The following is an 18,726-nucleotide window of genomic DNA, read 5'->3' as shown; positions in this document are numbered from 1 at the left end:
AGGACACATGTCACCCCGCCTGACGCTCACCGCCCTTCCGTTTCTCCTCGCCGCCGGCGCCGCCACTGCCGAGGTGCCCGACGTCGTGACGGACATCGCCGCGCTCCAGTCGCTCGCAGCCCAGGTCATGGGCGATCTCGGTACACCCGAGGCGCTGATGGAGCAGGGCGCCTCCCCCCACGGCTATGCGCTCCGCCCCTCCGAGGCGCGGGCGCTTCAGCAGGCCGATGTCATCTTCTGGACCAGCCCCCAGCTTGCCCCTTGGCTCGGGGAGATGATCGACAGGGTCGCCGCAGACGCGCATTCCATGCCCCTCGCCACGATCGAGGGCACGACCGTGCTCGAGCTTCGCGAAGGCGCCGGTTTCGAACGTCACGTCCATGGCGGAGAGGACGAGGCTCATGGGCACGACGACCATGATCATGACGGGGAGGAGGAGCACGCCGATCACGACCACGCCGATCACGACCACGACGACCATGCCCACGACGACCATGCCCATGATGACCACGAGCATGAGACGCACGACGACCACGACCATGACGACCACGACCATGACGATCATGCGGTGGCGCACGATCACGACCACGAGGGCCCGGACGCCCATGCCTGGCTCGATCCGGTGAACGCGCGCGTCTGGCTCGGGGCGATGGCCGAGGAGCTCTCCGCCCTCGATCCCGAGAATGCCGGAACCTACCGCGCCAATGCAGCCGCGGCACAGGAGCGGATCGACGTGCTGCTCGCGGATGTCTCCGCCGAAATGGCGCCGCTCTCGGACCTGCGCTTCATCGTCTTCCATGACGCCTACCAGTATTTCGAAAACCGCTTCGGCCTCCAGGCCGCGGGCGCGATCTCCCTCTCCGACGCCTCCGCGCCCAGCCCGGCCCGCGTGCGCGAGATCCAGCAGGTCATCGCGACGCAGGAGGTGAGTTGCGTCTTCTCCGAACCGCAGTTCAATCCCTCTCTTGTCGAGACCGTGCTCGACGGAACGGACGCCCATTCCGCCGTGATCGACCCGCTCGGTGCCGCCATCCCCGCCGGCCCGGACTATTACGACCGGCTCATCCGTGATGTGGCTGCCGCTTTCGTGAGCTGCGCCGCGCAATGACCTGAAAAAAGGGCGCGGTCTTGCGTGCCGTGCCCTTGTTTGCCGGCGAGGGGCGTTTTACATGCCTTGGCATGAAAAGACACATCCCCTTTCTCGATGATGCGCCGCGGGTCAACGTCATCCGCCTCGAAGGCGCGATCATGAGCCGCAAGGGCAGCCTCAACGACCAGAGCGTCGCGCCGGCGATCGAACGCGCCTTTCGCAAGGGCAAGCCGGTCGCCGTCGCCCTGGCGATCAACTCGCCGGGCGGCTCGCCGGTACAGTCGGCGCTGATCGCCGCGCGCATCCGGCGACTGGCCGCGGAAAAGGACATCCCGGTCCATGCCTTCGTCGAGGATGTGGCGGCGTCCGGCGGCTACTGGCTCGCCTGCGCGGCCGACAGGATCCATGTCGACGAAAGTTCCATCGTCGGCTCGATCGGCGTGATCTCCTCCGGCTTCGGCTTCGACCGGTTCATCGCGAAACACGGGATTGAGCGGCGGGTGCATACCTCCGGCCGTTCCAAGAGCCAACTCGATCCGTTCCGGCCGGAAAACTCCGAGGACGTGGAGCGTCTCAAGGCACTTCAGGAGGACATCCACCAATCCTTCATCGCCCATGTGAAACGGGCGCGCGGCAGCCGCCTTTCCGAGGGGGAGGAGCTTTTCGACGGGCGCTTCTGGACCGGAACGCGCGGCGTCGCGCTCGGCCTCGCCGATGGCATCGGCCACCTCGTCCCCCGGCTCAAGGAGATCTACGGCGACAGGACGCGCTTCACCGTCTTCGGCCCGAAACGCTCGCTCCTGCGCCGCGTCGGGGTGGACCTCGCTTCGGGCCTCGCCGGACAGGTGGAAGAACAGGCGCTCTGGGCGCGGTTCGGTCTCTGAGGAATGCTGTTCAAGGTCATCACCGTCTTTCTCGTCTTCATGATGGTGCTCGCCATGTTCGGCAAATTGCGCTTTCCGGGGCAGAAGAGGCTGACGGAGCTCAAATGCCCTGACTGCGGGCGCTACAAGATCGGCAGGGGGCGCTGTCCCTGCCAGAGAGGCGGGAGATGATGGATTTCGTGTATGCGCTCGGCGGCCTGGTCCTCTTGCTCGTGGCGGGGGACCTTTTGGTGCGGGGGGCGGTCAACCTGTCGCTCCGGCTGGGGATCCCGGCGCTGATCGTGTCGCTGACCGTGGTCGCCTTCGGCACCTCCGCGCCGGAACTGCTCGTCTCGGTCTCCGCGATCCTCGACGGTGTTCCGGGGCTCGCCCTCGGGAATGTCGTCGGCTCCAACACCGCGAACATCCTTCTCGTCCTCGGCGTGCCGGCGCTGATCACCACGTTGCATGTGATCGACAATTCCACCCGCGCCTCCTATCTCCAGATGATCGCGGCGACGGTCCTCTTCATCCTCCTGGCCTTTCGCGGCACCCTCGACTGGATCGCGGGCCTCGCGCTGCTCGCGGCGCTCGTCGCGATGCTCTGGCATGCGTTCCATTCCGCCCGCAGCCACCGCGCCGCGACGAAGGAGGCGGAGGCCGAGGCCGAGGAGGATCTCGAGGGGGCGGATCCCGACCTGCCGTGGTGGAAGATCGGCCTGTTCCTCCTCGCCGGCCTCGTCGGCCTGCCGCTCGGCGCGGATATCCTCGTCGATGCCTCGACCAATATCGCGCGCGCCTTCGGCGTGTCCGAAACCGTGATCGGCCTGACGCTCGTCGCGCTCGGGACATCCCTGCCGGAGCTCGCGACCACCGTCATGGCGGCGCTGCGCAAACAGGCCGACGTGGCCTTCGGCAACGTCATCGGCTCGAACATGTTCAACCTGCTGGGCATCATCGGCATCTCCGCCTTCGTCGGCCGCATCCCGGTGGATCCGGAGATCATGCGCTTCGACATCTGGGTGATGCTCGCTGCCTCCCTGCTGCTCGGGGTCTTCGTACTGCGCCGGATCGACATCACCCGGTTCTGCGGCGTGCTCCTGTCGGTCCTGTATGTGCTCTACGTTCTGGCGGTGCTGAACTGAGGAGGATGTCATGACGGGGCAAAAGGCACTGGTGACAGGGGCGGGGCGCCGGCTCGGCCGGGCAATGGCCCTTGCGCTGGGCGAGCGCGGCTTCGACGTCGCCGTCCATTACAACCGCTCCGCCGACGATGCCCGCGACGTCGTTGCCGCGCTGCGCGACATGGGCGTGCGGGCGGAGGCGCTTCAGGCCGACCTGCTGTCGGAGGAGGCGATGACCGCCCTCGTGCCCCGCGCCGCGGAGGCCCTGGGCGGCCCGCTGACGCTGCTCGTGAACAACGCCTCTATCTTCGAACCCGACGAGATCGGCAGCGCGACGCGCGAAAGCTGGGACCGCCATTTCGACAGTAATCTGCGCGCCCCCTTCGTTCTGACGCAGCATTTCGCCGCGATGGCGCCCGAGCCGCTCCGCGATCCCTCCGGCCGGCCCCGTGCCCAGGCGCTCGTGGTGAACATGATCGACCAGCGCGTGCTGAAACTCACGCCGCTCTTCATGTCCTACACGCTCGCCAAGTCGGCGCTCTGGACCTTCACCCGCACCGCCGCGCAGGCGCTCGCCCCGAAAGTGCGCGTCAACGCCATTGGGCCGGGCCCCACCCTCCGCGGCGCGCGGCAGTCTGAGGTGGATTTCGACGCGCAGCGTGCGGCGACGCTGCTCGAACGCGGGTCCGATCCGTCGGACATCGTCTCGGCCCTCGACTACCTGATCCGGGCGCCCGCCGTGACCGGCCAGATTCTCTGCGCCGACGCAGGTCAGCACCTCGCCTGGCGGACCCCCGATGTGGACGGGGCGGAGTAGCCCGTCGCACGCCCGCATGTGCCAAGTTGTGCACGTTGCGCAAAATGCGTAAACCTGTGTTACCGAAATGTAAATATTTTCAATGGTTTGTAGGGGGTGCGCCAAAATGTCCAGTAAAACCAAGACAGTATGAGTGCGGTGATTTTTTGGGCAAAGCGATGAAACTGCCCGGATTCAAGGAAGAATCCATGTTCACGGAAACTTATCGCCAGAGTTATCCACAGAAATGGTGGATGAGTTTTCACTTGCCCCCGACGCGATAAGATTGCAGCCAGAAACGGGAATCACGAGCCGGCAGATGAGCGACGACAAGGACACCAGAACCGCTTCGACCGCACCACGCGGTTACAGGGTGATCGAGGGCTATCTGAAGACCCTCGACGGCTCGCCCGGCGTCTATCGGATGCTCGATGCCGAGCATGACGTGCTCTATGTCGGCAAGGCCCGGAACCTGAGGAACCGCGTCTCGAACTACGCGCGGCCCTACGGTCATTCGCCCCGCATCGCAAAGATGATTTCCGAGACATCGCAGATGATGTTTCTCACCACACGGACGGAGACGGAGGCGCTGCTGCTCGAGCAGAACCTCATCAAGCAGCTCAAGCCCCGCTACAACGTGCTGCTGCGCGACGACAAGTCCTTTCCCAACATCATGGTGACGAAGGATCACGATTTTCCCCAGATCGCCAAGCATCGCGGCGCGAAGAAGCGCAAGGCGGCCTATTACGGTCCCTTCGCCTCGGCGGGGGCGGTGAACCGTACGCTCAACCAGCTCCAGAAGGTGTTCCTGCTGCGCAATTGCAGCGATGCCGATTTCGCCACCCGCACGCGCCCCTGCCTCCAGTACCAGATCAAGCGCTGCACCGCGCCCTGCGTCGGCAAGATCTCGAAGGAAGACTACGCCGCCTTCGTCTCCGACGCGGAAAGGTTCTTGCAGGGCAAGGACACCGGCCTACAACAACGCCTCGCCGCGGAGATGGAGGCCGCCTCCGAGGCGATGGAATTCGAACGCGCGGCAGGGCTGCGCGACCGCATCCGCGCGATGACCCAGGTCCAGACCTCGCAGGGGATCAACCCGCGCACCGTGGGGGAGGCCGACGTGATCGCGCTCCACATGGAGGGCGGGCAGGCCTGCGTGCAGGTCTTCTTCATCCGCGCGCATCAGAACTGGGGGAACAAGGATTTCTATCCCCGCGTCTCCGGTGCCGAGGCCGACGAGGTGCTCGCCGCCTTCATCGGCCAGTTCTACGACCAGAAGGAGCCGCCGCGCCAGCTCATCCTGTCGCATGACATCGAGGACCGCGACCTGATGGCGGAGGCTCTGTCGGAGAAGGCCGGCAAGAAGGTCGCGATCCTGATCCCGCAGCGCGGCGAGAAGGCGGAGCTCATCGCCGGCGCCCTTCGCAACGCGCGCGAAAGCCTCGGGCGGAAGATGTCGGAAGGCGCGGCACAGGAACGGCTGCTCGAGGGGCTGAAGGAGGCCTTCGACCTCCCCGTCGTGCCGCAGCGCGTGGAGGTCTACGACAACTCCCATATCCAGGGCGCCCATGCCGTCGGTGCGATGATCGTCGCCGGGCCCGAGGGCTTCATGAAGAACCAGTACCGTAAGTTCAACATCCGGGGCGACGAACTGACGCCCGGCGATGACTTCGGGATGATGAAGGAGGTGCTGACGCGCCGCTTCAGACGGCTGCTGAAGGAGGATCCCGACCGCGACAGGGGGCTCTGGCCGGATCTGCTGCTGATCGACGGCGGCGCGGGCCAGGTCTCCGCCGTGCATGAGATCATGGTCGAACTCGGGGTGATGGACATTCCCATGGTCGGCGTTGCCAAGGGTATCGACCGCGACCAAGGCAAGGAGGAATTCCACCGCACCGGCAAGCCGGTCATGGCGCTCCGCCGCAACGACCCGGTGCTCTATTTCATCCAGCGGATGCGCGACGAGGCGCACCGCTTCGCCATCGGGACCCACCGCGCGAAACGCTCGAAGGCGATCTCGGCCACCCCGCTCGACGAGGTGCCGGGCGTCGGGTCCGGCCGCAAGAAGGCGCTCCTGGCGCATTTCGGCTCGGCCAAGGCCGTCTCGCGCGCGAATCTCGCCGACCTGAAGGCGGTGGACGGGATTTCGGAGAATCTGGCACAGACGATCTACGACTTCTTCCATGAAGGGGCCTGAGGGGATACACCGCAAATCATGACCTGGAACCTGCCCAATCTTCTCACCGTCTTCCGGCTGCTCTGTGCGCCCGGTGTCGCGCTCGTCTTCCTGATCCTGCCGCGTCCCGCGGCCGACTGGGCCGCGCTCATCCTCTTCGTCGCCGCCTCGCTCACCGATTACGTCGACGGCTATCTGGCGCGGAAATGGGACCAGATGTCGAAATTCGGCGCGATGCTCGACCCGATCGCGGACAAGGCCATGGTCGTGACCGCCATTGCCGTGCTCACGATGCTGCACGGGGTGAACGCGCTCATCGTCCTGCCGGCCGCGCTGATCCTGCTGCGCGAAACCTTCGTCTCCGGCCTGCGCGAATACCTGGGCGACACCGCCGGAACGCTGAAGGTGACGAAGCTCGCGAAATGGAAGACCACGGCCCAGATGGTGGCCATCGCCGTGCTTTTCGCCTATGGTGCGACCGCGGCCGCGCCGCTGTTCACGCTCGGCCTCGCGATCTTCTGGATCGCCGCAATTCTCACCGCGATGACCGGATGGGATTACCTTTCCAAGGCGATGCCCTATCTGAAAGAGCATGATGACGCTTGACCTTCTCTATTTCGCCTGGGTGCGCGAACGCATCGGCCAGCCGCGTGAGCGGGTGGAGACCGCCGCGGCGACCGTGACCGATCTGGTCGCGGAGCTGCGCCGGCGCGAGGAGCGCTACGACCTCGCCTTTTCCGACCTGAAGTCGCTGCGCGTCGCGCTCGATCAGGAACTGTCGGATTTCGATGCCCCGCTCGCGGGCGTGCGGGAGGTCGCCTTCTTCCCGCCGATGACGGGAGGCTGAGATGCGGGTATCCGTCCAGGCGGAGGATTTCGATCTTTCCGGGGCGCTCGACGGTTTCGGCACCGCGCCCGGCACCGGCGCGAGCGTCACCTTCACCGGCCTCGTGCGCGACGACGGTGGCGATCTGCTGCATATGGAGATCGAGCATTACCCCGGCATGTGCGAGGCCGCCATCGCGAAGATCGGCGAAGAGGCGATGGCGCGCTGGTCGCTCACCGATTGCCTCGTGATCCACCGCCACGGCAGGCTCCGGCCCGGCGACCGGATCATGATGGTCGCCACCGCTGCCCGGCACCGTGCGGAGGCCTTCGCCGCCGCCGAATTCCTGATGGACTACCTGAAATCCCGCGCGCCCTTCTGGAAGAAGGAAGTGACGCGGAACGGGGCGGACTGGGTGGCGGCGAAAGAGACTGACGAGAACGCGCTGAAACGGTGGTGAGAGCCGCCCGCCCTCTCCGCGTCCTTACCCACGGCGTGCTCCGTCCGGCTCGACGAACGTTCCGCTCTCCTCGCCCCCGAGCGCGTATCGCACGGGCAGCCGTGCCCCTCCTCCCCCGGCGTCATCGTGCCGTAGCCGGTCAGGTCCGTCCTGACGAAACCCGGACTGACGGAATTGACCTTGAGTGCCCGCCGCTAGAGGGGGAGATACCGTATCTGCACCCGCCGCGCGGGTGCGCCGCTTCATGAAAACCTGAAGGCGGCTTGGAGCCTATTCCTGGACGTTCCCGCGCATCGACAACGAATGCATCACCAAGTGGCGCTTACTCGCGCAGGGCGGCAACAGCGCCGATCTCGACTTTGAGCTCCGGACGGCTCAGACCGCAGATGCCAATGATCGACCAGGCCGGGAACGGGCTCTTGAAAAACTGCTGCTTGACCTCGAGAAAGCTCGGAAGCGATTCTGCTATATCGACGTGATATCCCTCCTGTGGTGTCCTGCAATCTCTCAGATTTGATGGGCTATGCTCGACTTGTCGATAACGGACCAGACCCGTCGAATCTTGCCTTCCTGAAACTCGTAGAACACGTTTTCATCGAAGCGGACACGCGTTCCGTTCACCGGCAAGCCGAAGAGTTCACCAACCGGCGTGCAGTCAAACGCGAGCCTGCTGCCAATCATCGGCGGGTCGCAGACAAGACCTGCAATATTGAACGAAAGATCGGGGATCGCACGGAAATCCGCAACGAGCATGTCCCGATAGCCGTCGAGACCGATTGTTGTCCCGTTGTATTGTACCTGGTCTGCAACGAAGGATACCGCAGTTGACGACCACCCGCGTAGACCGGCGACGACGGCCATGCTCGCCAGCACGCCGGATGCCGGTCTCGCGGATGTGGCCGCCAGCAACCTGACGCTGGTCACGCTGATTTTCGGAAACGGTGCGCAGCGCATCGAACGGGGATTGTCGGCCGGGGAGGCGGAGGCGCTGCGCCGCAATCTCGTGATCATGTGCCGCCTATCTGGACCGTGTGTCGATCTGAGGCGGTCACCCGGCAGAGCGGCGAAGGTGCCGGCCGGTCCCCGGTCCGGCGTGGTCAGGATGCGCAGGCACACCGGCGCACCGGCCCTGCGGACGGGATCCGGCATCGGGATCTGCCGGCAGGACGCCGATATCGTGCCCGACAGGAAACCGACGGTTTGCCGACCGCGGGAAAAGCGGTCAGCCGGCGTTTTCGCGTTCGATATAGGCGCGCAATTCCTCGGCCTCGTGCCGCGCTTCCCGCAGCCCCTCCATCGCCGCTCGCAGCTCCGCCTCGGTCTGGTTGAGCTGGCCGGTCATGTCCGCTTCACGCTGCTGATAATAGAGAATCGCCTGGTCGCGCTGCTCCTCCGCCTCGTGAAGCTGCTGCGCCATCGTGTCGAGATCGCTCATGTCGCCCTGTCCCACGCGGACGAAGCGGTGGATCAGCCAATGTGCAAACCATCCCATGAGAAAGGCGATGAATAAGACGATCGCCGTGGCGATGATCAGTTCGGTTCTGTTCATTCCGTTCCCTCGTCGGCGGCAGGCTCCTCCTCCGCCGCCTCTTCCGTCCCCTCTTCGGGCGTGGCGTCATCGCCAGACCCGTCTTCCGCCGCGGGATCCTCCGCCGCTTCTGCGAGCAGCTTGAATTCGATCCGGCGGTTCGCCTCACGACCTTCTTCGGTGTCGTTGTCGGCAATCGGCTGCGTCTCGCCATAGCCGTGCGCGGTGAAGCTCACGCCCACCACGCGGCGCATCAGGAGCCCGTCGAGCACCGCATTGGCGCGCGAGACCGAGAGCTCGAGATTCATCTCGTCGCGCCCCTGGCTGTCGCTGTGCGCGCCGATCTCCATCTCCACGTCCTCGCATTCCTTGAGCGCCTCCGCGATGCGGTCGAGCGTATCGTTCGCGGCCTCGTTCAGCTCCGTCGAGCCGGGATCGAAGACGATCTTCTGCACCGCAACGATCTGGTTGGCGCGCGCCACGCATTCCTCGGGCGTCGGCAGGTTCAGCACGGGATCGAGCTTGCGCACATAGGCCACGTCGATCCGGAACTCCGCCCCCTCGCCAAGCTGTTCGGCCAGAAGCCCAGCAATCGCCGCCTTTGCGTTCTGATCGCCGGTCTGGCCACGCACGGTGACGAGGTCCTCGGTCATCACCGCCGCGCCCTGCGACAGGTGCGACAGGGCCTCGATCGCGGCCATGACCCGCACCGACCAGCCGGCAGGCAGTTCGCCATCCTCGCGCAGTGCGGAATAGACCGAGCTCGTGCCGAAGGCCGCGCGGGCGAGCGCTTCGGTCGCGGCCCGGCTGCGCGTGTCGGCGATGCGGCCGCGAAGCTGGGTCTGGCCTTCCGGAGAGCGGGTGATGACGAACTCGGGGCGGGTTTCGCCCTCCTCCGCTTCTGCCCTGGGCAGGGAACTGTGCAGGGTGAAGCCCCGCGGGAGGTCGGTTTCGAGCTCACCCACCGTGGCATCGAAAGCGTCAGGGGAAGTGCCCTCCGCGGCGATGAGCGTCACGTCCCCGTCCGCGAAGGTGATGCTGCCCTGGCCGAGCCCGGCGAGCGCGCGCATGCCGGTCTCCACCGCCGCCGCCCATTGCGCGGAGGGCGAACCGAGGCCGACGGTGCATTCGGGGTTGTCGAGCCCGAGCGATTTCGCGGCCGCGAGGATGCGCAGGTGGCCCTGCGGCGTCTCCACCGCGCAGGCGTCGAAACGCGGCCCGGCCTCGTCGATGACGAAGCGGACGGTGAAGGGGGTGATCACCGGGCGCGGCGCGGCGATGTCGATCTTCACCGGCACGTCCTCCGGCAGTTGCGATTTCAGCGCCCGTTCGAAGGACGCCTTCTGCGTCCGGCTGTCTGCGAGGGCAGTCACGGTGATCGCATCCGCGGCCAGCGAGATCTTGGACCGCGGCAGGCGCGAAATCGCCTCCAGCCCGAATTCCATCGCCTCCGCCCAGTTCTCGGGGCTGGGGTAGTCGGCCTGTTCCATCAGGTCCGCCACCGACCCCGTGCCTCCCGCTTTCTTCAGATCCGCGACGAACCCCGCCCGGTCCCAGGAGGCGGGCACCAGGCCGATCAGCGAGATGCCGTCATCGTTGCGCAGGATCTCGATGGAGAAGCGCGGCGCGGGGATCTCCTCCTGCTGCACCACGTTCATCACGTTCATGACCCGCGAACTGTCGACCACATGTCCGGCCGCGCGCTGCGCGGCGAGCTGGCTCTGTTCGTCGGGGGCAGTGCCGGTGAGCACGATCTGCAACCCGTCGGCGGACACCTCGACCCAGTCGTAGCCGCCAAGCCGCATCTCGTTCTCGACCGCCGTGACGGAGGTGCTTTCGATGGCGCGGGCGCTGAAGGCGGCAGCGGCAAGGCTGAGCACGGCACCGGCGAGAACCGCGGCGAAGACGGGAAGCGTATGTGAGATGCGCATCGGGGTGAACAGAACCTGTTTTTTTACCGAGGAGTCTCTCTTAGGGGCATCCTTCCTGCGCTGCAATCAGACGAAGACGGAAGCGGCAAGAAACAGCGCAGCGAGCAGGCCCGCATCCCGGTTCGCGCGAAACAGTCGCAGGCAAACATCGGGATTGTCGATGTCAAGCCGAGACATCTGCCAGGTCATGTGCAGCCCGATCGCCCAGGGCGCGCCGAGGCCGAGCACGAGTGCAAGCATCGGTCCGTCCGCGAGCGCCTCGATCACGGCGGCGGCCATCAGCAGCACGGCGACCACGAGAAAGCGCTTGAGCCAGCGCGCGGTCTGCGCACCGAACAGCCGCGCCGTCGACTTCACCCCGATCAGCGCGTCGTCCTCCTTGTCCTGATGGGCGTAGATCGTGTCGTAGAACAGCGTCCAGGCGATCCCCGCGAGATAGAGGAAGACCGGCGCGGCGGTGAGCCTGCCGGCCACCGCGGCATAGGCCAGCAGCGCGCCCCAGTTGAAGGCGATACCGAGGAAGATCTGCGGCCACCATGTGAAGCGCTTGGCGAAGGGATAGATCGCGACCGGCAGGAGCGAGATGACGCCCAGCAGGATCGCGAGCCGGCCGAAGCTCAGAAGGATCGCCAGGGCCAGAAGGCTCTGGATCACCATCCAGGCGGCAGCCTGTCGCGCCGTCACCTGCCCGGAGGGGATCGGCCGGCTTTTCGTCCGCGCCACGGAGGCGTCGAATTCGCGGTCGGTGATGTCGTTCCAGGTGCAGCCCGCCCCGCGCATGAGCCATGCGCCGAGGGCGCAGCCCAGCAGGATCCAGCCGGTGCGCAGGGTGAAGGCGCCCGCCTGCGACGCGGCAAGGAGCGCCCCCCACCAGCAGGGCAGGAGCAGCAGCCATGTGCCGATCGGCCGGTCCGCCCGCGACAGGCGCAGATAGGGCCGGCTCCAGGCCGGGGCGAGGTGGTCCACCCAGTTGCCTCTCACGGCATCCGACACTTGTCCTCTGGGCTCTGGCGCGCGCACGTCTTCGGTCATATGTAGGGTCCATGGTTCAGGCAAAGATCAGGCTCTATGTAGATCACCCGCTGTCCGAGGGGCAATCCATTCCTCTGGACCGCGACCAGGCGCATTACCTGTTCGGAGTGATGCGCCTGCCCGTGGGGGCGCCGGTCCTGCTCTTCAACGGCCGCGACAGCGAATATCGCGCCGACGTGGCCGAGGCGGGCAAGAAGGGCGGCGTCCTGACCTGTGTCGAACGGACGCGCCCGCTTCAGGTGCCGCCCGATCTCTGGCTCCTCTTTGCGCCGATCAAGAAGGCGCGCACCGACTTCATCGTCGAGAAGGCCGCCGAGATGGGCGCTGCGCGCATCCTGCCGGTGCAGACCGAATTCACCAATTCCGACCGTATCCGCCAGGACCGGTTGCAGGCTCATGCGGTCGAGGCGGCGGAGCAATGCGGCGGCACCTATGTGCCCGAGGTCGCGGAGCTCGCGCGGCTCGACCGTCTGCTCGCGGACTGGGACGCGGAGCGGCAGATCATGTTCTGCGACGAGGCACTCGCCGGCGCGGCGGCGGCGCCCGGTATGGCGACGGGTGGGAAATGGGCGATCCTCATCGGCCCCGAGGGTGGGTTTTCGGAGGCGGAGCGCGCGCGGCTTCACGCGCTGCCCTTCGCGCATCCCGTGTCCCTCGGACCGCGCATCCTGCGCGCGGACACGGCGGCGGTCGCGGCGATGACCGTCTGGCAGCAGCGGTTCGGGGACTGGGCGTGAGGCCCGAGGTGAAAGCTGCCCTCCGGCGCTGGCGCGAGGTGATCGCCGGCGGCGCGCTCACGGGGCTCCTGCTGTGGTGGACGTTCGCCGCCTATGGCGCGGTTTTCTGGGTCGCTCTCGCCTTCACGCTCATTTCCGCGGGCTTTGTGCTCGCCGCGGTGCAACGGGCGCGCTTTGCCACGACCGGCGGCGGCTTCGGTGCGGTGGAGGTGGACGAGGGCGTTGTCAGCTATTTCACCCCGCAGGGCGGCGGCCAGGCCGAGATCGCGGCCCTCACCTCCGTCATGCTCCTGCCGGAAGGCGACGGCAAGGCGGCCTGGCTTCTGGACGCGCCGGGCCAGATGCCGTTGCGCATCCCGCTCGACGCCTTCGGGGCGGACCGGCTTTTCGACGTCTTCGTGGCGCTCGACGGGATCGAGACGGAGCGGATGCTGCGGCAGATCAGACAGGCGCCGGACAGTCCCGTGGTGATCTGGCGCAAACGCACAGCGCGTCTGCACTGACCGCCCGAGGGATGGATTGACTTCGCCAGACGCATGAACCAAGTCTTGCGGACACTTCAACGCTCCGGAGAAGCACGCATGTCCATTCCACAATCCGGCGGCGGCCTGATCGAAAGCCACGACGATCTGGTTGCTTACCTCATGTCCGGGTGCAAACCCCGAGACGCGTGGAAGATTGGGACGGAGCATGAGAAATTCGGTTATTGCAAGGATACGCTGGCGCCGCTTCCCTATGCCGGAGAACGGTCGATCAAGGCCATTCTGGAGGGCATCCAGGACCGTTTCGGCTGGAACCCCATCTTTGAGGGGGAATATCTCATCGGGCTCGAGAAGGACGGGGCGAACATCTCGCTCGAGCCGGGGGGGCAGCTCGAACTCTCCGGCGCGCCGCTCGAGACCATCCACCAGACCTGCGACGAGGTGAACGAGCACCTGCGCGAGGTGCAGTCGGTGGCCGATGACATCGGCGCGCGTTTCATCGGGCTCGGCATGGCGCCGCACTGGCGGCACGAGGACATGCCGCTGATGCCGAAGGGGCGCTACAAGCTGATGGACGCCTACATGGACAAGGTCGGCAGCACCGGGCGCGACATGATGCGGCGGACCTGCACGGTTCAGGTGAACCTCGATTTCGCCTCCGAGGCGGACATGGTGCAGAAGTTCCGCGTGGCGCTCGCGCTGCAACCGGTCGCGACGGCGCTCTTCGCCAATTCGCCCTTCCGTGAGGGCAAGCTCAACGGCCACAAGTCCTGGCGCTCCTATATCTGGCGCCATCTCGATCCGTCGCGCACGGGCATGCTGCCCTTCGTCTTCGAGGACGGGATGGGGTTCGAGCGCTATGTCGACTATGCGCTCGATGTGCCGATGTATTTCGTCTATCGCGATGGCAAGTATATCAACGCGCTCGGCCAGTCCTTCCGCGACTTCCTGAAGGGTGAACTGCCCGCGATGCCGGGGGAAAAGCCGACGCTCAGCGACTGGGCCGATCACCTCACCACGATCTTTCCCGAGGCGCGGATCAAGAAATACATGGAGATGCGTGGCGCCGACGGGGGGCCGTGGCGGCGGCTCTGCGCGTTGCCGGCCTTCTGGGTCGGGTTGCTCTACGACCAGTCGGCGCTCGATGCGGCCACGGATCTCATGCGGGGATGGAGTGCCGATTTCCGGCAGGAGCTGCGCGTCGCCGCCTCGGTGAAGGGGCTCGCGGCCGAGGTCGGCGGGGTGAAGATGCTCGACCTCGCGCGCGAGAGCGTCGCCATCGCGGAGCGGGGCCTTGCCGCGCGCGCCCGTCCCGGCGCGGGCGGGATGGTGCCGGACGAGACCCATTTCCTCAACGCGCTCAAGGACAGCGTGGACACCGGAAAATCGCCCGCCGACGAGCTGATCGAACGGTTCGAAGGCGATTGGAACGGCGATGTGACCCGTGTCTTCGCGGAATATTCCTACTGATCAGCGGCGCTCGACCGGCGGAATGCCCGAGGCGGACAGGGGACGGCCGTCCTCCGCCTCGGTGACCGGGTCGGCTCCGTAGCGGTTCGCACCCTGATCGCCGCGCGACGCGGCCCAGACCAGGAGCACGATCCATCCGATCAGGGGGATCACGATCAGGAAGACCCACCAGCCGGACCGCCCGACATCGTGCAGGCGGCGCACCCAGACCGCGAGACCCGGCAGGAAGGTCAGGAGCGAGAACAGCCCCGCCGTCGGGCCCGTGATCTCCGGAACGCCGAAGAAGATCGTGTCGACCCCGCCGAGGATCAGGCTGCCGATCATGACGAACAGCGCCCACCACCAGTATTCCGCACGGCGCGCCCGGCCGGAGAAGGTGACGTATTTCTCGAAGCAGGATCGGATGGCGGTCAGGAAGCCCATTGCTCACTCCTTGGTCGGGGGATCGTTCTCTCCGTCATGACATGCGCCGAACCGCGGGGAATTCAAGGGCTTGCCCGCTCGGGGTCGCACCGGGGCCTCAGCCCTTCTGGCCGATCTTCGTTTCCGTTCCCGCCTTCAGCCGCAGGATGTTGTCCCGGTGCTTGAAAAAGATGAGCGCGGTCAGCACCAGCACGAGAAGCGCGCCGTGGAGGTGATAGAAGACCGCTGTATAGATCGGAGCGAGCAGCGCGGCGACAAGGGCGGAGAGGCTCGAATAACGGGTGACGACCGCCACCAGAAGCCATGTCGCACAGGCCAGGAGCCCGGCGGGCCAGGAGAGCGCGATGAGCGTGCCGAGGAAGGTCGCGACGCCCTTGCCGCCCCGGAAGCGCAGGAAGAGCGGGTAGAGATGGCCGAGCATGGCGCAGAGCCCGGCGATGCCCGCCGCCTGTTCGCCGACGAGGGCGCGGGCAAGAAGCACTGCCGCCGCACCCTTGCCGCTGTCGCCCAGCAGCGTGAGGAAGGCCGCGAACTTGTTGCCGGTGCGCAGCACATTGGTCGCGCCGATATTGCCCGATCCGATTTGGCGCAGGTCGCCGAGGCCGAAGAGGCGCGCCATGACGATGCCGAAGGGGATCGACCCGAGGAGATAGGCGAGCAGGGCGGTGAGGAGCATCATCATCTGGAGTCTTCCTGTCTGGATATGCGAAACGTGCGGCGATCAGCCCTCGAACACTCTCTCTCCGCCGACCCAGGTGCCCTTGACCTTTCCCTGAAGGCGCGCGCCGTCGAAGGGCGTGTTCTTCGATTTGGAGCGCAGGGTGAAGCGATCGAGTACGAAAGGCGCGTCGGGATCGAAAAGCACGAGATCGGCGGGAGCGCCCTCGGCGAGCCGTCCGCTGTCGAGCCCGAGCCGGCTGGCCGGGTTGAGCGCCATGGCGCGGAAAAGCTGCGGCAGGGAGAGCTGGCCGGCATGGTAGAGCCGGAGCGCCGCCGGAAGCAGCGTCTCCAGCGCGACCGCGCCGGAGGCCGCCTCCTCGAAGGGCAGGCGCTTGCTCTCTTCGTCCTGCGGGGTGTGCATGGAACAGATGATGTCGATCAGCCCCGATCCGACCGCCGCGACCATCGCGAGCCGGTCCTCCTCCGATCGCAGCGGCGGCTTTACCTTGAAGAAGGTGCGGTAGTCGCCCACGTCAAGCTCGTTGAGCGTCAGGTGATGGATCGACACGCCCGCGGTCACGTCGAGCCCCTTGGCCTTCGCCCTTTCGAGGGCGGACAGGGCGCGGGCGGTGGTGATCTGGTCGAAATGATAGCGTGCGCCGGTCATCTCGATCAGCGCGAGGTCGCGGTCGAGGCCCATGCGTTCGGCCATTGGCGATACAGCCGGAAGCCCGCGGAGGGCCGCGAATTTGCCGGAGGTCGCCGCCGCCCCCTGCGACAGTCCCGGATCCTGCGGATGGCCGATGACGAGCGCCCCGCAGGAGCGCGCATAGGTGAGCGCGCGTTGCAGGACCTTCGTGTTCTCGACCACATGATCGCAATCGGTGAAGGCGACCGCGCCCGCATCCATCAGGAAGCCGATCTCGACCATTTCGCGCCCCTCGCGCCCCTTGGTGAGCGCGGCCATGTGCCGGACCCTGACCATGGCGTCGCTGGCGGCGCGGCGCTGTACGAATTCGAGCACTTCGGGCGTGTCGATGGCGCTTTGCGTGTCGGGGCGGGTGATCATCGTCGTGACCCCGCCCGCGGCGGCGGCACGCCCGGCGGAGGCGAAGCTCTCCTTGTGCCGCTCGCCGGGCTCGGAGACCTTCACGCCCAGATCAACGATCCCCGGTGCGAGGCATTTCCCCGCGCAGTCGATGCTGTCCCCCCACGGCGGCGCACCGGTGCCGCGCTCGGCGATGGCGGAGCCTTCGAGCCGGAGCCAGCCGATTTCGTCGGTCAGCGCCTCGGGGTCGATGAGACGGGCATTGGTGAAGATGGTCATGCTTGGCCTCTCTGGATATCGCGGATCGGGCGGCCGCCGCCGTGCGCCTCCGGTAGGTCGGAAAATCCCGGCGCGCTGTCAACACAGGGGAGGGACGTCGCCTTTGCGAGAAAACGAAAAGGTCCGGACCCTGTGCCGTCAAATCCCACACCGGACGCGGGGGTGAGGCGGATGCCGCCGGGTGTGCGTCCGGCGCGCGGCCTCGCGGTCGCACCGCAGCGGCGGCGGTCGAGGGGCGAATGCCACGCGCGCCAGCGGAGGGCGCGGTCAGGCAGATCCCGCCAGAGGGTGTGCTTGCCCCGGCCGTCGCTCATCCGCCGATCCAGACGAAGGCGACGACGAAGATCGCAAGGAAGATCAGGACGACCGTCGCCACCATGCCGGAAATCCGCGCATTGCTGGCGGGCGGCGCGCCCTGTGGCAACTGCCCCTCCGCGCTCATGCTCTCGAGACCGGTGTGGGGCGGAAGTTCGACCGGCGTGCCGTAGCGACCGACGAGGCGGAAGGGCGGTTTCGGCGCGAAAGTCGTGTCCTTTTCGTTTAGCCCCGTGGAGAAGACCAGAAGCACCGGTCCGTCCAGGGCATCGAGTTTAGCCGCCTCGTCACGAATTTCCATGCCGCTCGCCTCCGAGAGGTAGCGGGAAAATCCGTAGTCGTTGAGCGTGGACACATCGAACCACTCGACCGCGCTTTCCTCGGGCGCGGCCTGAAGGCCGAGCGCCTCGGCCAGCGCTTCGGGTGAAAGTGCTTCAAGCCCGTCGATCGTGCCGTCATAGGAGAAGACCCAGACGAGCCGGGCGCCGGATTGCGGAATGTCATGTGCATCGGTCATACCATCGTTCCCTCCGTGGCTTCACGGGAGGAACGCAGGTTGCGCGCCAAAAGCTCCATTGCGGCCATGCGCACGGCCACGCCCATCTCCACCTGCTCCTGGATGACCGAACGGTTGATGTCGTCGGCGATGGTGCCGTCGATTTCCACGCCGCGGTTCATCGGGCCGGGGTGCATGACGATGGCGTCGGGCTTGGCGAAGCCCAGCTTTTCGCCATCGAGGCCGTAGCGATAGAAATATTCGCGCTCGGAGGGGATGAAGCCGCCGTCCATGCGCTCCTTCTGAAGCCGGAGCATCATCACCACGTCGACGTCCTGAAGCCCTTCGCGCATGTCGTCGTAGATCTCGCAGCCGAACTCCCGGAACTGTTGCGGCACGAGCGTCGGCGGGCCGACGAGACGCACGCGGTTCTCCATCTTGCCCAGCAGAATGAGGTTGGAGCGTGCCACGCGGCTATGGGCGATGTCGCCGCAGATCGCGATGTTGAGCCGGTGAAGCCGCCCCTTTGCCCGCCGGATCGTCAGCGCGTCGAGAAGCGCCTGGGTCGGGTGTTCGTGCTTGCCATCGCCTGCGTTAAGCACCGCGCAATTGACCTTTTGCGCCAGAAGGTCGACCGCGCCCGAATGCGGATGGCGCACGACGAGCAGGTCGGGATGCATCGCGTTCAGCGTCAGCGCCGTGTCGATCAGCGTCTCACCCTTCTTGATCGAGGAAGCCTGCATCGACATGTTCATAACATCCGCGCCGAGCCGCTTCCCGGCGAGTTCGAAGGAGGACTGCGTGCGCGTCGAGTTCTCGAAGAACATGTTGATCTGGGTGAGGCCCCTCAGCGCGTCGGAATGCTTGTCCGTGCGGCGGTTCTGCTCGACATAGCGTTCGGCCACGTCGAGGACCGTCGTGATCTCGGTCGGATGCAGCGGTTCGATGCCCAGAAGGTGTTTTTGCCGGAATGCCATGATGCCCCTCTCG

General features: G+C 66.3%; 20 protein-coding genes. 11 read left to right on the top strand and 9 right to left on the bottom strand.

Annotated elements, in window-relative coordinates:
- The first annotated feature begins 7 nt into the window (after positions 1–7).
- From P73_RS21670 to P73_RS21630, 8 genes are all read left to right on the top strand, one after another.
- Positions 8–1,108, top strand: a complete 1,101-nt coding sequence (locus P73_RS21670; RefSeq protein WP_043871190.1) for a zinc ABC transporter substrate-binding protein — start codon at positions 8–10, stop codon at positions 1,106–1,108.
- Between the two features lie 71 nt (positions 1,109–1,179).
- Positions 1,180–1,974 carry a S49 family peptidase gene (locus tag P73_RS21665; protein ID WP_043871189.1) on the top strand — a complete coding sequence of 265 codons (795 nt, stop codon included), beginning with the start codon at positions 1,180–1,182 and terminating at the stop codon, positions 1,972–1,974.
- Positions 1,975–2,141: 167 nt separating this feature from the next.
- The gene (locus P73_RS21655; protein ID WP_043871187.1) at positions 2,142–3,098 is read left to right on the top strand and encodes a calcium/sodium antiporter; all 957 of its coding nucleotides are present in this window, start codon (positions 2,142–2,144) and stop codon (positions 3,096–3,098) included.
- Positions 3,099–3,108: 10 nt separating this feature from the next.
- Positions 3,109–3,894, top strand: a complete 786-nt coding sequence (locus P73_RS21650) for an SDR family oxidoreductase (RefSeq protein WP_043871186.1) — start codon at positions 3,109–3,111, stop codon at positions 3,892–3,894.
- Between the two features lie 298 nt (positions 3,895–4,192).
- The gene (gene uvrC, locus P73_RS21645) at positions 4,193–6,070 is read left to right on the top strand and encodes an excinuclease ABC subunit UvrC (RefSeq protein ID WP_043871185.1); all 1,878 of its coding nucleotides are present in this window, start codon (positions 4,193–4,195) and stop codon (positions 6,068–6,070) included.
- A gap of 18 nt (positions 6,071–6,088) precedes the next feature.
- A complete protein-coding gene (pgsA, locus tag P73_RS21640; protein ID WP_043871184.1) occupies positions 6,089–6,655 on the top strand; it encodes a CDP-diacylglycerol--glycerol-3-phosphate 3-phosphatidyltransferase in 567 nt (188 codons plus the stop codon).
- On the top strand, positions 6,645–6,896 hold the full coding sequence (gene moaD, locus P73_RS21635; RefSeq protein WP_043871183.1) for a molybdopterin converting factor subunit 1: 252 nt from the start codon (positions 6,645–6,647) through the stop codon (positions 6,894–6,896). Before pgsA ends, moaD begins: the two co-directional genes overlap by 11 nt.
- Before the next feature lies 1 nt (position 6,897).
- Positions 6,898–7,335: a molybdenum cofactor biosynthesis protein MoaE gene (locus P73_RS21630; protein WP_043871182.1), complete on the top strand. Its 438-nt coding sequence runs from the start codon at positions 6,898–6,900 to the stop codon at positions 7,333–7,335.
- Between the two features lie 507 nt (positions 7,336–7,842).
- Here P73_RS21630 and P73_RS26580 read toward each other — a convergent pair.
- From P73_RS26580 to ubiA, 4 genes are all read right to left on the bottom strand, one after another.
- Positions 7,843–8,484, bottom strand: a complete 642-nt coding sequence (locus P73_RS26580) for an ester cyclase (RefSeq protein WP_245629209.1) — start codon at positions 8,482–8,484, stop codon at positions 7,843–7,845.
- Between the two features lie 73 nt (positions 8,485–8,557).
- Complete coding sequence (locus tag P73_RS21620; RefSeq protein ID WP_043871181.1) at positions 8,558–8,884, bottom strand: hypothetical protein; 327 nt, start codon at positions 8,882–8,884, stop codon at positions 8,558–8,560.
- A complete protein-coding gene (locus P73_RS21615) occupies positions 8,881–10,794 on the bottom strand; it encodes an OmpA family protein (protein ID WP_043871180.1) in 1,914 nt (637 codons plus the stop codon). Before P73_RS21615 ends, P73_RS21620 begins: the two co-directional genes overlap by 4 nt.
- 66 nt (positions 10,795–10,860) lie before the next feature.
- On the bottom strand, positions 10,861–11,826 hold the full coding sequence (ubiA, locus tag P73_RS21610; RefSeq protein WP_043871179.1) for a 4-hydroxybenzoate octaprenyltransferase: 966 nt from the start codon (positions 11,824–11,826) through the stop codon (positions 10,861–10,863).
- Between the two features lie 11 nt (positions 11,827–11,837).
- On the opposite strand from ubiA, the gene P73_RS21605 reads away from it, so the two are divergent.
- The 3 genes from P73_RS21605 (at position 11,838) to P73_RS21595 (ending at position 14,515) form a co-directional block, all read left to right on the top strand.
- Positions 11,838–12,563: a 16S rRNA (uracil(1498)-N(3))-methyltransferase gene (locus P73_RS21605; RefSeq protein ID WP_043871178.1), complete on the top strand. Its 726-nt coding sequence runs from the start codon at positions 11,838–11,840 to the stop codon at positions 12,561–12,563.
- 8 nt (positions 12,564–12,571) lie between these two features.
- Positions 12,572–13,066, top strand: coding sequence for a hypothetical protein (locus tag P73_RS21600; RefSeq protein ID WP_139267084.1), 495 nt, complete (start codon positions 12,572–12,574; stop codon positions 13,064–13,066).
- Positions 13,067–13,144: 78 nt separating this feature from the next.
- A complete protein-coding gene (locus P73_RS21595; protein WP_043871177.1) occupies positions 13,145–14,515 on the top strand; it encodes a glutamate--cysteine ligase in 1,371 nt (456 codons plus the stop codon).
- Here P73_RS21595 and P73_RS21590 read toward each other — a convergent pair whose 3' ends face one another.
- The 5 genes from P73_RS21590 to P73_RS21570 all read right to left on the bottom strand — a co-directional run bounded on the left by P73_RS21590 (position 14,516) and on the right by P73_RS21570 (position 18,713).
- Entirely contained in the window at positions 14,516–14,938 is a 423-nt protein-coding gene (locus P73_RS21590; RefSeq protein ID WP_043871176.1) for a DUF805 domain-containing protein, read from the bottom strand.
- 97 nt (positions 14,939–15,035) lie between these two features.
- Positions 15,036–15,620: a glycerol-3-phosphate 1-O-acyltransferase PlsY gene (plsY, locus tag P73_RS21585; protein ID WP_043871175.1), complete on the bottom strand. Its 585-nt coding sequence runs from the start codon at positions 15,618–15,620 to the stop codon at positions 15,036–15,038.
- A 39-nt stretch (positions 15,621–15,659) separates the two neighbouring features.
- Complete coding sequence (gene pyrC, locus P73_RS21580) at positions 15,660–16,925, bottom strand: dihydroorotase (RefSeq protein ID WP_043871174.1); 1,266 nt, start codon at positions 16,923–16,925, stop codon at positions 15,660–15,662.
- Positions 16,926–17,235: 310 nt separating this feature from the next.
- Positions 17,236–17,757 (bottom strand): hypothetical protein, encoded by a 522-nt coding sequence (locus P73_RS21575; RefSeq protein ID WP_043871173.1) that lies wholly within the window; start codon positions 17,755–17,757, stop codon positions 17,236–17,238.
- Positions 17,754–18,713, bottom strand: coding sequence for an aspartate carbamoyltransferase catalytic subunit (locus P73_RS21570; RefSeq protein ID WP_043871172.1), 960 nt, complete (start codon positions 18,711–18,713; stop codon positions 17,754–17,756). Before P73_RS21570 ends, P73_RS21575 begins: the two co-directional genes overlap by 4 nt.
- Positions 18,714–18,726 lie beyond the last annotated feature (13 nt).

It is taken from the genome of Celeribacter indicus, assembly GCF_000819565.1.
Taxonomy (GTDB): Bacteria; Pseudomonadota; Alphaproteobacteria; order Rhodobacterales; family Rhodobacteraceae; genus Celeribacter; species Celeribacter indicus.
This window is presented reverse-complemented; position numbering and strand designations above follow the sequence as displayed.

Coding starts and splice junctions, on each gene's coding strand:
- P73_RS21670 (WP_043871190.1), top strand. CDS start 8: ATGTCACCCCGCCTGACGCTCACCGCCCTTCCGTTTCTCCTCGCCGCC.
- P73_RS21665 (WP_043871189.1), top strand. CDS start 1,180: ATGAAAAGACACATCCCCTTTCTCGATGATGCGCCGCGGGTCAACGTC.
- P73_RS21655 (WP_043871187.1), top strand. CDS start 2,142: ATGATGGATTTCGTGTATGCGCTCGGCGGCCTGGTCCTCTTGCTCGTG.
- P73_RS21650 (WP_043871186.1), top strand. CDS start 3,109: ATGACGGGGCAAAAGGCACTGGTGACAGGGGCGGGGCGCCGGCTCGGC.
- uvrC (WP_043871185.1), top strand. CDS start 4,193: ATGAGCGACGACAAGGACACCAGAACCGCTTCGACCGCACCACGCGGT.
- pgsA (WP_043871184.1), top strand. CDS start 6,089: ATGACCTGGAACCTGCCCAATCTTCTCACCGTCTTCCGGCTGCTCTGT.
- moaD (WP_043871183.1), top strand. CDS start 6,645: ATGACGCTTGACCTTCTCTATTTCGCCTGGGTGCGCGAACGCATCGGC.
- P73_RS21630 (WP_043871182.1), top strand. CDS start 6,898: ATGCGGGTATCCGTCCAGGCGGAGGATTTCGATCTTTCCGGGGCGCTC.
- P73_RS26580 (WP_245629209.1), bottom strand. CDS start 8,484: ATGCCGGATCCCGTCCGCAGGGCCGGTGCGCCGGTGTGCCTGCGCATC.
- P73_RS21620 (WP_043871181.1), bottom strand. CDS start 8,884: ATGAACAGAACCGAACTGATCATCGCCACGGCGATCGTCTTATTCATC.
- P73_RS21615 (WP_043871180.1), bottom strand. CDS start 10,794: ATGCGCATCTCACATACGCTTCCCGTCTTCGCCGCGGTTCTCGCCGGT.
- ubiA (WP_043871179.1), bottom strand. CDS start 11,826: ATGACCGAAGACGTGCGCGCGCCAGAGCCCAGAGGACAAGTGTCGGAT.
- P73_RS21605 (WP_043871178.1), top strand. CDS start 11,838: ATGGTTCAGGCAAAGATCAGGCTCTATGTAGATCACCCGCTGTCCGAG.
- P73_RS21595 (WP_043871177.1), top strand. CDS start 13,145: ATGTCCATTCCACAATCCGGCGGCGGCCTGATCGAAAGCCACGACGAT.
- P73_RS21590 (WP_043871176.1), bottom strand. CDS start 14,938: ATGGGCTTCCTGACCGCCATCCGATCCTGCTTCGAGAAATACGTCACC.
- plsY (WP_043871175.1), bottom strand. CDS start 15,620: ATGATGATGCTCCTCACCGCCCTGCTCGCCTATCTCCTCGGGTCGATC.
- pyrC (WP_043871174.1), bottom strand. CDS start 16,925: ATGACCATCTTCACCAATGCCCGTCTCATCGACCCCGAGGCGCTGACC.
- P73_RS21575 (WP_043871173.1), bottom strand. CDS start 17,757: ATGACCGATGCACATGACATTCCGCAATCCGGCGCCCGGCTCGTCTGG.
- P73_RS21570 (WP_043871172.1), bottom strand. CDS start 18,713: ATGGCATTCCGGCAAAAACACCTTCTGGGCATCGAACCGCTGCATCCG.